This window comes from Psychroserpens ponticola (genome assembly GCF_023556315.2).
In the GTDB taxonomy this organism is placed as follows: Bacteria; Bacteroidota; Bacteroidia; order Flavobacteriales; family Flavobacteriaceae; genus Psychroserpens; species Psychroserpens ponticola.
On sequence record NZ_CP116221.1, the window covers coordinates 2814784 to 2830992 of the forward strand.

General features: G+C 31.5%; 9 protein-coding genes. All 9 read right to left on the minus strand.

The window, feature by feature from the left end; genetic code table 11:
* Nucleotides 1-25: 25 nt before the first annotated feature.
* Entirely contained in the window at nt 26-3103 is a 3078-nt protein-coding gene (locus MUN68_RS12545) for a SusC/RagA family TonB-linked outer membrane protein (protein ID WP_249995884.1), read from the minus strand.
* 369 nt (nt 3104-3472) lie between these two features.
* Nucleotides 3473-3850: a cupin domain-containing protein gene (locus tag MUN68_RS12550; RefSeq protein WP_249995885.1), complete on the minus strand. Its 378-nt coding sequence runs from the start codon at nt 3848-3850 to the stop codon at nt 3473-3475.
* 21 nt (nt 3851-3871) lie between these two features.
* Entirely contained in the window at nt 3872-6151 is a 2280-nt protein-coding gene (locus MUN68_RS12555; protein WP_249995886.1) for an alginate lyase family protein, read from the minus strand.
* A gap of 2 nt (nt 6152-6153) precedes the next feature.
* Nucleotides 6154-8499, minus strand: a complete 2346-nt coding sequence (locus MUN68_RS12560) for a chondroitinase-B domain-containing protein (RefSeq protein WP_249995887.1) — start codon at nt 8497-8499, stop codon at nt 6154-6156.
* A 113-nt stretch (nt 8500-8612) separates the two neighbouring features.
* Nucleotides 8613-9887, minus strand: a complete 1275-nt coding sequence (locus tag MUN68_RS12565; protein WP_249995888.1) for an Nramp family divalent metal transporter — start codon at nt 9885-9887, stop codon at nt 8613-8615.
* A 38-nt stretch (nt 9888-9925) separates the two neighbouring features.
* A complete protein-coding gene (gene gndA / locus MUN68_RS12570) occupies nt 9926-11809 on the minus strand; it encodes an NADP-dependent phosphogluconate dehydrogenase (RefSeq protein WP_249995889.1) in 1884 nt (627 codons plus the stop codon).
* Nucleotides 11810-11820: 11 nt separating this feature from the next.
* Nucleotides 11821-12873, minus strand: coding sequence for a polysaccharide lyase family 7 protein (locus tag MUN68_RS12575; RefSeq protein WP_249995890.1), 1053 nt, complete (start codon nt 12871-12873; stop codon nt 11821-11823).
* A 13-nt stretch (nt 12874-12886) separates the two neighbouring features.
* Nucleotides 12887-13831, minus strand: coding sequence for a hypothetical protein (locus MUN68_RS12580; protein ID WP_249995891.1), 945 nt, complete (start codon nt 13829-13831; stop codon nt 12887-12889).
* Nucleotides 13831-16158 (minus strand): chondroitinase-B domain-containing protein, encoded by a 2328-nt coding sequence (locus tag MUN68_RS12585; protein ID WP_249995892.1) that lies wholly within the window; start codon nt 16156-16158, stop codon nt 13831-13833. Before MUN68_RS12585 ends, MUN68_RS12580 begins: the two co-directional genes overlap by 1 nt.
* Nucleotides 16159-16209 lie beyond the last annotated feature (51 nt).

The window sequence follows — 16209 nt, forward strand, 5'->3', positions numbered from 1 at the left end:
TATATTTCATTTTTTAAAGTGTTAATTAAAATTCTAAATTCAACCCTAATGATATGGTTTGTTGTACAGGTGAACCAGCTCTTTGGTAACCATACGTCGTTGGAGATGTATCGTTTATAGATTCTGGATTAAACCCTGTATAATCACTTGCAGTAAAATAAAGAAGGTTTGTTCCACTTGCATACACTCTCGCTTTTGTTAAAAATATTTTAGATAATAAACTCTGAGGAAGTGTATAACCTATGTTTACATTACGTAATGCTATATACGAAGCATCTTGAATAATATCGTCTGTAAATATCTTTTCTTTAATGAATTCTTTATTTGGTGTATCTGCTGTATAATCTTGAGCACTATTAAAATGATTGAATATATACTGATCTCCCATATTTCTGATTTCAGCACCATGACTTCCTTGAAACATAAAGCTTAAATCGAAATCTCCAACTTTAAAATCATTAGTTAAACTCCAAACAATGTCTGGATAAGGATCCCCTAAGATTGTTTTATCATCATCATCAATTATACCATCACCATTTAAATCTTTCACATACACATCTTGAGCTTCACCTCCAACTGGGTGATATGGATTATTTATATACTGTAAAGGAATATCTCTATCAACAACCCAACCATAGAAAGAAGAAATTGGATTTCCAACTTGATTAATCCATTCTGCTGCTCTTTTACTATCTACATTTTGAATTTGTCCATCAGAATCTGCGAAATTAACTAATTTATTTTCGTTTTTAGACACTAACATAGTAGTTGACCATTTGAATTTTTCTTTAGAAATATTTCTAGTTCTTAATTCTAATTCAAATCCTGAATTTTCAACTTCACCAATATTAACTAAACGACTGTCTAAACCAGTTGTACCTGAAATTGGATTATCTATAAGAAGTTGATCACTTGTTCTCTTATAGTATTCTACAGAACCAGATACAATATTATTGAATAAACCAAAATCAATTCCTGGGTTAATCTCTATTGATCGTTCCCATTGTAAATTAGGATTTGCAAAGTTAATAGAGTTAAAACCAGGCTCAACGTCACCATCAACAACTGCAGTTGAAGATTGCAATAAAGGTAAGTATGGAAAAGCATCAACAATAGGATCTCCTGATCTTAAAAATGGATTACCAGACACACCATAACTCATTCTAATTTTTAACATATTAACAACTTCGCTTTCATTTAAAAAGTCTTCGTTACTAACGATCCAACCAACAGAGGCCGCTGCAAAATTACCATACTTACTATCTTCTCCAAAAGAAGAAAATCCATCACGTCTAAAACTTACAGACGCTAAATACTTATTATCATAAGAGTAGTTTAGCCTTGCTAAATACGATATTAGTCGTTCTGGAATTTCATAAGACACACTCGTTACAGTTGTTGGATCTGCAGCAGTAATAGTTTGTAATAAATCCGAATCATAACCAGCACCAGATGTGCTTTCAAAATTGGTATCCCATTTTTCAGCAGAAAAACCAACTATAGCACCAATTTCATGCTTTCCAAAAATCTTGTCATAAGAAAATATATTATCTGTTACAAAGTGAATTCTGTTTTGTGTAGATAAATCTAATTGTGTTGCAGAGGCACCGTTTCTACTTGAAAGAACACCTTGCCAGCGATCTCTTTTAGTATTCTGGAAATCTCCAGACAATGTAGTTCTAAAAGAAAAGTTATCTGTAATGTTATACTTTGCAAAAACACTACCTGCTAGTTTAAATTTATAATCGTTACGATCACGCTCTAATACTTTTGCCGCTGGATTTGTATTTGAAGTATTACTAATATCTGTTCCACCAGATTCAACTGGTGACATTGTATCTAGGTCAAAATCATCAAACATTCTTTGTTCAGCGTAATCACCAATTTTCACATTTGCATATTTACCACCATCTCGTAAACGGTTAACATATTGAATATTACTTGCATCAATATATAATGGCAACCAAGGTGTTTGTCTTAAAATATCGTGAGTAGAACCATCAAAACGTCTTCTATTAGAATAAGATGGACTTAAATTTGCTCCAATTGAGAATTTATCATTGATTTTAGAATTTACTTTTAATCTTAGTGAATACTTCTTATAATCATCAGTTAATAAAACACCCTCATCATGAACATAATTTAAAGACAAACTAAATTTTGTATTTTCATTACCACCTCTAGCTGCAAAAGAGTGACTCTCAATGATACCACCATCAAAAATAACATCTTGCCAATCGCGATCTGTACCAATTAATTGCTTAACTCTAGTTCTATCAGATATAGTTCCTGTAGCTGCTTTTTCTGCTCTTGCAGTTTCAGCTACTGTAAAATAGTAATCATCACTTTGTCTTGCTTCTTTAAAACCTGTAAAGACATTATAAGTAAACTTTGTCTTACCAGCTTTACCTTGCTTTGTAGTTATTAAAATTACACCATTAGCTCCTCTAGAACCATATATTGCAGCAGAAGCAGCATCTTTTAACACTTCAAAAGATTCAACTTCATTCATATCTAAGTTACCTAAAAAGTCACTATCAACAACTAAACCATCAACAACAATAGCTGGTGAAGAATCTCCAGAAATTGAACCAGTTCCTCTAATTCGAATTGTTGGAGCAGAACCCGCTTCACCTTCTGTAGCAGCAATAGTTACACCAGACACCTGACCTACTAAAGCTTCATCAACTCTTGGTACAGCAATTTGATCAAGGTCTTCATTTTTAACCTTTGATATAGCTCCTGTTAAATGACTCTTTCTCTGAGTACCATAACCGATAACTACAACTTCATCTAATTGAGCTGCGTCTTCAGCCAATGAAATACTTAACGTTTGTTGGTCACTAACAATAACTGTTGAGGTAACATAACCTAAATAAGAGAATTGTAACACCTCACCAGAAGCTACATTAATTTCGAAGTTTCCATCAAAATCTGTAGAAGCACCTCTTGTTGTATTTAGAACTAGAACATTAACACCTGGAATAGGTTGTTGATCTACTTCAGAAACAACTGTCCCTTTCAGCAGATAGCTTTCTTGGGCAAACATTGTTACGCTAAATAGTAATGCAACTAATAGCGGTAGTTTGTTTTTTAAATTCATAATAATTGTTTTGAATTGAATTAATTAATATTAACAATTACTTAAGTTTTAATACACAGCTAATTAATATGTTTTTTTGTAGCTTTGCTTATGTATCTACTTACTAAGTAATTACACTTTTTCACTTCTTTTTATAGAAGTTTTTTTTAAAAGGATAGGCCCACCCTGTCCTTTTTTGTTATAAAAAATAATTGGTTTACCAGATTGGTTTACCAAATATATATAAAATTTTGTTAATTCCAACGTTTTCGTAAATTTTATTTGTTAAAATAGAACACGTTTAAGTTAAAATAGCAAACACTAAATATTCGTTTAAGGAATCTCTTGCTTTTTTCACAAAAGCTTCATGGATTATAACTAAAGGATTTTTTACGACTCTTTATCACCAAAATAAGATGGTCCATCACCAGTTAAGAAATCTTCTCTAACTGGACTAAATGTATCAATTAACTCTCCTTCTTCTAAACAAACTGCACTATGCAATAAATTAGGTTCGACATACACACCATCTCCTGCTTCTACAATTTGCTTTTCTCCATCAATTTCAAATTCAAATTTACCAGAAACACAAAAGGTAGCTTGTGTATGAAAATGTTGATGCGGTGTACCTAATGCTCCTTTGTCAAATTTTACTCTTACCATCATGATTTGGTTATCATAACCTAAGAATTTTCTTGATACTCCTCCTCCAAGTACTTCCCATTCGATATCTTTTGTAACAATATACTTTTCGCTAAATCTTTTCATAATTTTATAATTTTTATTATTCTACTTGAAATAATAAGAACCTGACCATTCATAATTCTTATTGTCTATTTTTAAGTTATGTATTACTTCTTTTGAAGCCTTTGTATTTGCTGTAATAAATAGTTTAGTATTACCTTTTACAGTTGTAATTGAAATGGCTGTATAATCTACAGTATCTAATATAACTTTTAATCCTTGTATATTACTGTTAGAATTAAACGCAGATTCTGTGACTGGACTATAACTACCATGAGATTCTATAGTTGAAACAAAAAGTGTGTTTTTTGTGTTTTTTCTTCTTAATAATAATGCAGGATCTCTTCGTAAATTAAATTCAGGATCGTTTGCGCCAATTCTTGTAAAGAATAATTCGTCCTTATTATTAGTTATAGAAGTTAAGGTATAAAACTTACGATTGTGTAACCAAGAAAACTTACTGTTTTCATTTGAAGCTTTTGCAGAACCTTCAACAAATAGATGTTGGTAACCATTTTTTGTTCCTAAAGCTTTTTGAACTTTAGGAGTTTGATAATCAAAATTAGTTTTTAAAACTTGTCCGAAAAAGTAATATGGAAAATCATACTGATTGGCTTTGTTAGACATTATCTTCATAATATCTAACATATAAGGCTTTTCGAAATCTTCATCTTTAATGATTGCCATAGTACGAAGCATCTCTGTTCCTGGATAAGCATTTGTTTCTTTTGCGCTTACAACTTGAACAGCTTCATTTTCAGAAGAAAAATAATTAAGCACTGAATGATGCTGACTCCCTATTTCGTATTTCCCGTTAAAATGAGACGTTTCATTTTGTGTTACTGTATTATGAGCAATCGTTTGTTTTGCCCACGTTTTATTTTCTTTCAAATAATTTCCACCACCTTTTTGTTCAATATTTACAAAACGTGCTAAACCATAATCTTGAATAACTTCTTCACCTTTTTCATATAACGAATATGATAACTTATCATAATGTCCATGACTAGATCCTTGAGCCGCATACTTAAAGACCAATTCTAAATTTTCATTTCTCAAAATACCAACTCCACCCTGTGTTCCATTTGGTCCATCGGATAAGTTGATTGATTTTTTTTCAAAATGCATTTCTTTTCCATTTTTAATTCCTAGTGCAACAGCCAAACCAGAATCATCTAATAAAACACGATCTTGTTCTTTTGCTATACTTAATAAACCTGCATCCTGATCTCCAAAATGATACGAAATATCTACAGCAGTGACTAAGGCACTTGTGTAATAGGACATTCCTTTTTGACCATCATTAAGTGGAAAAAAATCGCCATCAGCATCAGACAAGTTTAATAATGCATTAATTGATTTTAGAAGCACACCTTCTTTGTATTCAAAAATCTTTACATCTGGTCTAACATTATGCAATCCTTCAGCAAAAATTAAAAAAGGATACATCGCGTAACGTTGATAATAAGGTCCTTCATTATAATAACCATCTGGTGAAAACGGTTCTTCTATATTCGCTAAAAAACCTGCCTTTCCATCTTTATTTAAAAAGCCACCATCATCATCTTTAGCGGTTTTGTCTAAATCCACTCCTTTAATTCCGTATAAAGCACGATCAATTAATTCCTGATCATTCATCACCAAACCTATCATACCAACAGCTGCATTTCCCCAAGTACTATGGTTATGAACTCTTTGGTAAAATTGCGGACTGTCAATTGAGATATGATCTGCAAATGGTCTGAATAAATTTGTTTCTAGTTTGTTTCGTTCTTCTTCAGACAAATAATTATAGATGCAATCGTATGCTTGACTCACATATACTAACCAGTTTGAATCATTTAAACATTGCCAAAATAATTTGCCTCTAGCATATGATCTTGTTTTTGGATGAAGTGGTAATGTTTTATACATTTCCTCGTATTGCATTAACATGTCTTTTACGTATTTAGCATACTTTTCATCCTCTAAAATTTGATATAAAACGCCTGCTTTTTGCAAAACTACAAAATTACGTTTGTGTCTTGCATGCGTATAACCACCAGAATAATCAACTGGAATTGGTGTTTCTATTCCTGAAGCAATTTCTGCATCTATCTCATCTTGTACTGCTTTTAAGGTATTGTCGAAAATTGGAATATTTCCTAATTGCTCTCTAATCTCTTTTACGCCTTGAGCTGTAAGTATTAATTTAGGATGCGCTTCTGAAGTTGCTCTTTCACTTTTATTATTTGTATCAGCTACGTTTTCTCTTTTACAAGAAAACGCAGTGAATACAATTGCGACTAAAGCAAATTTAAGTATGAAATTTTTAGTAATTATCATATTTAGTTTTTAGAAATAGTTCCTATGTCTTGATTATCTGTTCCTTTATTTTTTAAAGAAGAATCAGCTGACAACTCAAATGTTCCTTCTTTAAATGTTGGTTCAATATTATAAAGGTTAGAAATGTTATGTTTTTGATCTCCTGTTACTATAATCTCATCAGATTTATAGTAATTATTATTTACGACATTTACAATTGGCTCACCAACAACTAAATGCATGTTTAGCCCTTTCGTATTATTAAAATTGTTATTTTGAATATCGTTTACCTGAACACCATATAAAGACATTGCAGCTTTATACTTGTTCTTTTTGCCAAAACCTACATTATTAAATACATTGTGATCTACTTCTAAAAATGGACCGAACGTACTTTCATCTTTTCCACCTCTATACAAACGCAATGCAGCACCTTGCAAATTGGTAACTGTATTATTTTTCATTATCAAGTATTCTACATTATAAGCTCCAATATCATCCGTTTCTTTATCTAATGCGGTAATATGTCCTGATATATTTTTGAATGTTGAATTTTGAATACTTATCGTATCTGCAAATGTGCCTTTTGACACTCGAAGCACATCAAACGAATGATTAACGACCATATCTTTAAACTCACAGTTGTCTATAAATAATTTATAGTTATCAATCATTGAGTTTTTACTTGTACTAATCACAGAATTACCTGCATAATCTGGAGATTTTGTTCCGTCGAAACTTACATTCTCTAATGATAAGCTTCCTCCATTTTGAATCTCGAAAGCCATCATACGTTCAAACAAAATCGTTGCTTTTTTAGCTCCTGATGTTTTGAAAGTTAAAGGATGGTTTATTTTTACTGCTTTGGTTATTAAATATGTTCCATCGTCTTCTAACTCTATAATATCTCCAGCTTCCGAAGTTTTCACAATGTTATACAAGGTATTAATACCAGCTTCCACTTTAATTGTTTTACCAGAATTTAATGCAACACTAGTATCTGCTTTAGAATACCAAGTTATACCAGTATTTTCTTTAGTTGCAATCTTTGGACTAATAGTTACTTTATTTTTAATTTTATCTGAAGTAGGAATTAAGAATCCTTGTTCATTTTTCACCAATGTAATGTCTGCATTTTCAAAACCTTCTTTTATAGTCGTTTTTCCATGTTCGCCTAGAAGATTGTCTTTAAAAGTGATTCCACTTATATCATCATAAATAGTAAACGTGTCATTCTTGTTTTCGTTATAAAAAATGTTTCCTGAAATTTCTGAAGTTCTAGGCGCTTGGCTTCTTTCTGAATCACTTCCAGCACATAATTGAATATGATCGCAATTAACAAACGTATTACTATTTAATTTAGAATCGATTACTGGAACGTAACGATTTGGTGGCGAATTTGGCACACCATTCATCATCACAAATGCGCCTCTAAAACGGTAACCCGTTAAGCCAACATGATAATTATTTATAACCGTTTGTGTTTCATTAATAATACGAACTCCTCCAGTACTTGGTTTTCCATTCCCAATAAATACATTACCATCAACTAAAGTTTCATTTCCATGACGCATGGTTAATGTTCCAGTACACTCAAAAAATGTATTGTATTTAAATGTGTTTTGACAGGCTTTATTAGAAATGATTTCGTGTTCTCCGTTGGTTCTATCAAAATAATTAGATTCTACTAAAGTATTTGAATTTTCCAAGGCGTGATGGCTAGTACCAATTCTTAAAGTTTCTCCTCCATTATTTCCATATGTTGGACGAGGACCAAAATAGTTGTGATCTATTTTATGATTGTTTGCTCTACTTCCTTTAGTATCTAAACCAACAATCATAGTGACCCCTAAATTCTTTTTGCCTGCAATGTGATTGTGATCAATACGATTATTTTGTCCGTAAATGGTAATCCAATAATCTTGTACTTGACGTTCTGGGTTATTGTAATTATCGATCACACATTCAGTTAAACGGCAATTATTAGCCATTTCCTCTCTATTTTTTCTGAACGAGATTACTGCGTTAGTTGGCGTGAATCCATTTTTAAAAACGAGTCCTTCAACAATTAAATGCTCTCCAGCTAATTGCAAATTAGAATTACCTTCTAGAGTTACTTTTCCTTTATCTTCTACAGTAAGTTTAATTGGATTTTCTGCAGTTCCTTTACCTTCAAAAACGAGTTCAGCGTCACTCCAAACACCATTAGCTAATGTAATAACATCACCAGGGTTTGCGTTTTTTACTGCATCGTTAAACTCTGTTACGTTTTTAACTTTTAAAACTCTGGAATTAGCGTCAGCAAAAGACACCGTTAATACTAATAAAATAATGATTGAGACAAAGCCGAGGGAACGTTTGTTTTTCATAAATAAAATTGGTTGACCAGATTGGTTGACCAATATACATGATTTTTAGTAGTTTGCCAAAATATGTGTGCATATTTATCATTAATCTATGCTATTTTGATTAAAAATCAATTTTAAAAATAGTCCATTAATGCCAATATTCCATTGTAAGAAATGATACAGGCAAAAAGAAGTGACGCAAACATTCCAATATTAACAAAGAGACTCGTTTTATAGTCTTTCATTACTTTTTTACTATTCACTAAAATGATGATTCCTAAAATCACTAATGGTAAAACAAACACATTAAATACTTGAGATAGAATTTGAATCTCAATAGGATTAGCGCCAAACGCTGGACCAATTAAAGCAACTAAACAAGCAACAGCTGTAATGATTCTGAATTGACGTGAATTAGTATCTAATTCACCTGATTGATAATCTGCTACCAATAATGGTGCTATCAATAAACAAGGGAAAATAGAAGACAAGCCTGCACTTAATGCGCCAAAAAAGAAAATAGTAACTGCCCATTTACCAGCAACAGGCTCTAAGGTATTTGCCATATCTAAAACTTGTGTCACCTCCTTACCTTGATAATACAAAGCTCCAGCAGCTACTGCCATAATAACACCACTAATAACAAATATTAAGATCGCAGCAGTAATAGAATCTTTCTTTTGTTGATCTAAATTTTTAATAGTCCATCCTTTTCCTTTTACAAATAGTGGTCTTGATAAAAATGTAGCAGATGCCATTGTAGTACCTACAAATGCTGCAACTAACATTTTTCCTCCAGGCACATTTGGAATGGTTGGTATTAACCCCTTTACAACATCCATAGGAAGTGGCTGCACAAAACATAATGACAACACAAATGACATTCCCATTAAGGTTACAAATATGACGAGTATCTTTTCAAAGAAGGTATACTTACCTACCAGCATTAATAAGTAAAACGTAACAATAATAACAATGGCAGTTATTAAAACGGTTTCATATTTATGTGCACTTAAGCCATCAAAATTTACTGCTAAAATCTCAAATATAATATTTGATGAAATTCCTAAAATTCCCATCAGAGAATTCCATTGCCCAAATGTTATTCCTACAATAATTAATATGGCTAAAATTTTACCAAATTTTAAATGCTTTTTAAATCCGTAGAGCGCTGTTTCACCAGTTATTAATCCGTAATTCCCATAAGCAAACATTAGAATTCCAGAAAAGAGGCAACTTAAGAAGAGTACCCATAATAATTGCATATTAAATTTACTTCCAGCAACAATCATTGACGTTACACTACCTGTACCAATAGTATAACCAATAGCAAAAATTCCAGGACCAAACCCTAATATTATAGCAATGATTTTTTTAAAAAATGATTTTTTAGGCGTAGCTGCTTCCATGATATTAGTTGTTAGTTATTGGTTGTTAATCTTAATTTTTAATTCCAATTGGTATGATAACTCTTTCCAGAATCATCATCTAATCTTTGATATGTATGCGCACCAAAAAAATCTCTTTGCGCTTGGATAACATTAGCTGAAGCGTATTTTGTTGTAATTCCAATTAAAAAATGTATAGCTTCTCCTAAAGCAGGTGTTGAAATGTCATTAAGAATACTTTGGGACACTACCTTTTTTAACGCTGGCATATATTGTTTAACGTAAGCAATTAATTGTGGATGGGTTAGTATATTATCTGTGTGTTTAAAGACTTCAACCAATTCTTCCATTAAAGTTGATCTTATAATACAACCGTTTGTCCAAATTCTAGCAATTTCACTAAGATTTAAATTCCATTGATATTTATTAGACGCCTCAGCAATTAATTTAAAACCTTGATAATGATTTATAATTCTAGCGAATTGATACGCTTCTAAAACATCATTTGTTGTCAGATTTAATTCTGAAGAATTTACACTTTCAAAATTCTTATTTAGCTGAATTCTTTCATCTTTATAAAAAGAAACATATCGTGAAAACAATGCAGAAGCAATCAAAGTACTAGGTACACCAAGTTCTGCCGAAGCGATCGTTGTCCAGTTCCCTGTACCTTTATTTCCTGCTTTATCCAAAATCTTTTTCACCAACCATTCATCTCCTTCTTTCTTTCTAAAAATAGCAGTAGTTATTTCTAATAGATAACTACTTGCAGCGTTTTTCCAACCATCTAACGTATTTGCGATATCGTCAGGTTTTTGTCCTAAAGCTTCTATAATGGTAGACACTTCAGCCAATAATTGCATTTCTACATACTCGATACCATTGTGGACCATTTTTATGAATTGTCCACTTCCTTCAGTACCAACATATGTACAACATGGCAAACCATTTTTATCTTTAGCTGAAATAGTTTCTAGAAAAGGTGCTACTTTCTCATAGGCTTCTTTATCTCCACTTGGCATAATAGATGGTCCTTTAAGAGCACCTTCTTCTCCTCCAGAAACACCAGTTCCTATAAAATGAATTCCTTTAGACTTTAAATAATCGTAACGTTCTTTCGTTTTTTTATAGTTTGAATTACCGCCATCAATAATAATATCGTTTTCAGACAAATGAGGCAATAAATCTTCAATTACATAATCAATTGTTTTTCCAGCATTAACCATTAACATGATACGTCTTGGTTGCTGTAAAGAATTGACAAAAGCAAAAATATCATCAAAATCAGAAGCTTCAGACAATTCTGGATATTCAGCTTTAAAATTTTTAGCGACATGCTCTTCAACGCCATCAACATGCCTATTAAACATTGAAATTTTAAATCCGTTATTGGCTAAATTTCTGCATAGGCTTTTTCCCATAACTCCTAGACCAAATAATCCAAATTCTGAGGTATTCATTAATTTGTTTTTTATAGTTTTCACAATGTTTTCTGGTGTCAAGCTAATATCTATTTGTAATGCGTCTTTAGGATGTTCTAAAATATCGAATTGTGATTTCAGTAATTCTGAAGGCATAAAATGATCTGATCTACTATTCATTCTTTTAAAAATCTGCTCAAAAGATCCTGATAAATGCACCCATTTAGCTTTACTTTCAATATCACGACTTAATGTATCTCGATACGTTTCCTTTAAAGCTGAACAAACGATAATACAACTATTTTCTTTTAGTTGCTTTTTAGCCAAATCGTTTAAAGTCTCCAACCAACCTTGTCTATCATCATCATTTAAGGCTTGTCCGCTAGACATTTTTGTAACATTATGCTCTGGATGAAAATCGTCACCATCAAAAAAAGGGATATCTAATTCTTGAGCTAATAGTTTTCCGATAGTGCTTTTTCCACAACCAGAAACTCCTATAACAAATATTACTTTTTTCAATACTTCTAAATTTAATTGATAGGTGCTGTTCCTTCGCCTAAGGTGCCTTCTTTAAACCATACCTCAGCATAACATCCATTTGCATATTGTTTTGCTATATCACCATCATAAGTTTCTGAACCAGTACTCCATACCATATTGTCTTCTGGATTTTTTCCATTCGTCTGATTATATGCACCTTGTTTAAAATTTTGCAATTCACCAGCATAAGCACTTTCACGCTCTAAACCATCACGACCAATAGATGCATATAACGTTTTAATTTGTTGTGGCAGTGCTTTAGTAAACTCTGATTTTATTAAACTTTTGGTAAAGGTTTTAGTGTTATGACCTTCTCTTGTAAATGTCAAATACATTATACCTTCATATACGTTTATTTCGTAACTGAATTCTTCACCTAAAGCAATTCCATCTATAGGTTCTTCAGGATATGTATTTGGGCTGGTGCCAATAACAGACATGTCATTTCCCCAAACTGCTGTTGAATAATCCCATCTACCAGAATTATCATCTCCAGCGGTATTAATTTCGTAATTCCAATACACCGAACCATTCTTATGTCCAGGAAATTTTTTATAAAAGATTTTTAAAGGTTCGTTTTCGTGCCCTTCAGTACCATGAATTTGTCCAACTACAACAGCATATGAAGCAGCAACTCTAGCATCACCAGAAGTAGAAACATGTTGCACTTTAAGTGTTCCAGTTAATTTGCCACCTTCCATGGTTTTCCAATGTTTTTTTTGACTCATTTCTGTTCTTGTATTACTTGATGTTCTAGACGTTATACCAGAGTTTGGTGTTTTATATACAACCCAATCTGTTTTCCCATCATTTGTAACATAGAAAAAATCTTTGTGTTCCGAATTAACTAAGTTTTCCATTTTAGTGCCATCTCCACAAAGGATGCTGAATTCGTCTAAAAATGGAAGCACATCGCTTGGATGTTTTTTAAGGTCTTCCGTTTTAATAGGTGTTTCTGAAATTATATCAGAAGTCGTTTTAGAATCATTCTTACAAGCAATAAATGCTAGAAATGTAACTGTAATAACTATTATTTTTTTCATATTACTCTCTTAATTAATTCTTTAACCTTTTCAAATACTTTTTCTTTTCTCTCTTAGAAAATTCTTTATAAAATATCTCTTCATTAAATTCAGAAGTATATATTTTCTTATTCTCTAATTGTACGGAACCATTTGAAGTCTTAAAATAGGGCATTATAAATTTTTTACCTTTTTCGGCATCTTTTAATTTTCTATGTTCATTATATATCGTCTCATTATCTGAAATATAAAACTGTCGAAATATAAAAGAATACATGTTATCATAATTATTACTAATCGCGCCTAATTTAGTATGAGGATAAACTTCTTGGCCAAGATTAACAAAAATACCATCCTTTAAAAACCCAAAATAACTAGCTATTGTGCCATCTAAATGTTCTATTGTGATGGAATTAGATTTTGTTGTGACTCGTTTACCTTTAGTACTATTATTATCAAATTCATCTCTAACTTTAATAATCGTTCCTCTTCTCATACATAAGACAGTGTCTGAGGTTTTACTATAAAATTTTAAAGAATACCAACTTGTGTTTTTGTCACTTTCTAGAAATTTTTCGCCATAGAAGTCTTTGTTCACTATTGCACCAACTTTTGAACCTGTTTTAAAAGGAAGCACATATTGAAATAAGCTATCGACTTCAGGATTTGGCTCACCCATTGTATATTTATACTTATAAGTGAATCTAATTCCTTTGTCTTTATTTAAAGGTCTTAAAGTAAATAAACGACCTGAAGATTGCTTAAGCACTTTTTTAAAAGTAGGTCTATTCGCATTTTCTAGATTATCGAGTTCAAGAATAATATAGTAACTTCCTGGCAGGCTTTTTTCATATAAAAAATCTATGCTGTTATCAGAATTTCTTTCAGTTTTAACTTTTATTGTCTTGTCTTGAGCAAATAGGTTGAAGTTAAATGCAAGTCCAACTGAAACATATAAAAGTAACTTTAAATATTTCATTAATACATCAGTTTCATTACTAAATTTTCTTCTGTTTTTATTTGCCCTGAATTTGATAAACTATTATCAGATTCTATATTATTTTTTGCTCCCCATAAAATGGAAACAAATTCAACGGCATTATTTTTAAATGTGTTATTAGCAATATTTACATTTACAATACCTCTATGGTTTAGTAGAATTTTATTTTTCTCTTTTGCACCGCAGTTAGTAAACTCACTATTGGTTACTAAAAGATTTCCTCCAATAGTAGACTCATCATATCCTCCTCTGTAATAATCAATAACATTTGCTTTTACATTATTAAAATCACAGTTGTTTATGGTTAAATATTCTGTATTATAATCGCCTTTATCGTTCGTTTCTTCAGATAACTCTATACCATTTTCACAATTTGAAATAATCGTATTTTCAAAAGTAATCCGTTCGGCAAACGTTTCTTTATAAGCTTTTAAAACATAATTAAAGTTACTTAATTCAGAATTTAAAACTGTTAATCCAAAATGGTTAGACATGTTCTCTATTAAACTTGCAAACGCATAATTTGTAGCATTTCCTTTTAAATAGATATTGTCAAGTGTAAGAAAACCTTTAGGATGTAATTGAAACGCAGGAGTATTTTCTTTTCCTGTAAAATAGAGTATGACTTTAGATTTGTCTATCGTTTTAATGGTGATTTTCTTATTAATGACTAATGATTTTGATAAAACATGTTTTCCTCTATTGATAATAATTATATCTCCATTATTCGCTTCGTCAATTTTAGTTTGCAATTCTTCCGCATTAGCTGCATTATGTGTTACTGGGTTTTTGTCTTTTATTTCATTAGAAAACCAAGTGGTACCATATTTAGATTTGTCTAATATATTTGGATTAGAAACATCTACGCTAAAAGCTGCACCAATACTTGCATTATCTTTTCTAGAATTCCCAAATAAATCGTTTTCAATGTCGTTAAAACCGTAACCGTTGTAGGCTTCTATTTCATTTGAAACACCTGTTGGAAGCGATATATTATCTGATATTTTCTTCAAACCTAAAGATGCTTCCACTATACCTTTATTGAAATTTTCAAACGCTACACCTTGATTATTCACAACATTATTTTTAAATAAAACACCATCTGCTTTGTCGTTTTCGACAACAATTGCTTCTAACCCTTTTTCATTGTAAACAATATTATTAGCAACTGTAGTCCTAATTGCTCTTGCTGAACGGATTTCAGATTTAGGCAACACATCAGCTTGTGCAATGTTTGTACCCACACCAAATTGCCAAGGCGAACTACAATTTACATAAGTGTTATACGCCACAACAACATCTGTAACTTGATTATAACGGTTTAAAGGTGATTTTGGAATCCCATTCATAACTGCTAAAGGGCTTCTGAAGCTTTTCCCTTTTAGGTTATAGAAATAGTTATTAGTTACCCAATGCCCTGTATTAATGATTCTAATGCCACCATAATTTTCATTTTCACCATCACCAATAAAGTAATTTCCGTCTATGGTACAATAATTACCATGACGTGTTACTAAAGAACCTTCACTTTTATAAAACACATTATTTCTGAACTCATTGAAGTTTGTTTTACTAGAAATCACTTCAACTTCACCGTTGCATTCTTCAAATAAGTTGTTAGAAACCATCGTATGGCTTGGCGACATAGACGTATAACTGTTTCCTAACTGAATCGTTTCTCCACTTGGACCACCTTTTACAGGCCTTGGTCCAAAATGATTATTTACAATTTGATGGTAATTATTAATACTCTCAATACCTTCTATACTTACTCTTACGGTTGGTCCTCTATTAGTTTTCCCAGCGATATAGCAATTACTTAACTCATTATGTCTTCCCCAAAATTGCACCCATAAATCACTTTTATCACGCTTAGGTTTGTTGAAATCTTCGATAACACAATTGGTAATTTTACAATGACTAGCGATTTCATCGAGTGTATCTTTATGGCTTATTTTAAAATCTATTACAGCACTTGAAGGTGAATATCCGTTTTTAAAATGTAAGCCTTCAACTACTAAATATTCGCCACCAAATTTCAAATACGATTGACCTTCAATAGTAACTTTCCCTTCAGTTTCAGCTTTTAAAGTGATCGGTTTATCTTTAGTTCCTTTACCTCTAAATTTAATTTGAACATCGTTCCATATTCCATTTGATAAAACAATATTATCTCCAGCTTGACAGGTTTTAATTGCTGTATTTAATTCATCAATATTTGACACTTTAATTTCACTTGCGACTTCTTGATTACCACAAGCCATTAACAAAATTAAAAGACTAAGACTATATATTATTTTTTTCATTTGAAATGATATAAGATTTATTTAAGTGTCTACTAAAAATACAAAAAGCCT

Bases quoted from the DNA above. Each gene is read 5' to 3' on its own strand.
- MUN68_RS12550 (WP_249995885.1), bottom strand. From the start codon at position 3,850: ATGAAAAGATTTAGCGAAAAGTATATTGTTACAAAAGATATCGAATGG.
- MUN68_RS12585 (WP_249995892.1), bottom strand. From the start codon at position 16,158: ATGAAAAAAATAATATATAGTCTTAGTCTTTTAATTTTGTTAATGGCT.
- MUN68_RS12555 (WP_249995886.1), bottom strand. From the start codon at position 6,151: ATGATAATTACTAAAAATTTCATACTTAAATTTGCTTTAGTCGCAATT.
- MUN68_RS12560 (WP_249995887.1), bottom strand. From the start codon at position 8,499: ATGAAAAACAAACGTTCCCTCGGCTTTGTCTCAATCATTATTTTATTA.
- MUN68_RS12575 (WP_249995890.1), bottom strand. From the start codon at position 12,873: ATGAAAAAAATAATAGTTATTACAGTTACATTTCTAGCATTTATTGCT.
- MUN68_RS12580 (WP_249995891.1), bottom strand. From the start codon at position 13,831: ATGAAATATTTAAAGTTACTTTTATATGTTTCAGTTGGACTTGCATTT.
- MUN68_RS12565 (WP_249995888.1), bottom strand. From the start codon at position 9,887: ATGGAAGCAGCTACGCCTAAAAAATCATTTTTTAAAAAAATCATTGCT.
- MUN68_RS12545 (WP_249995884.1), bottom strand. From the start codon at position 3,103: ATGAATTTAAAAAACAAACTACCGCTATTAGTTGCATTACTATTTAGC.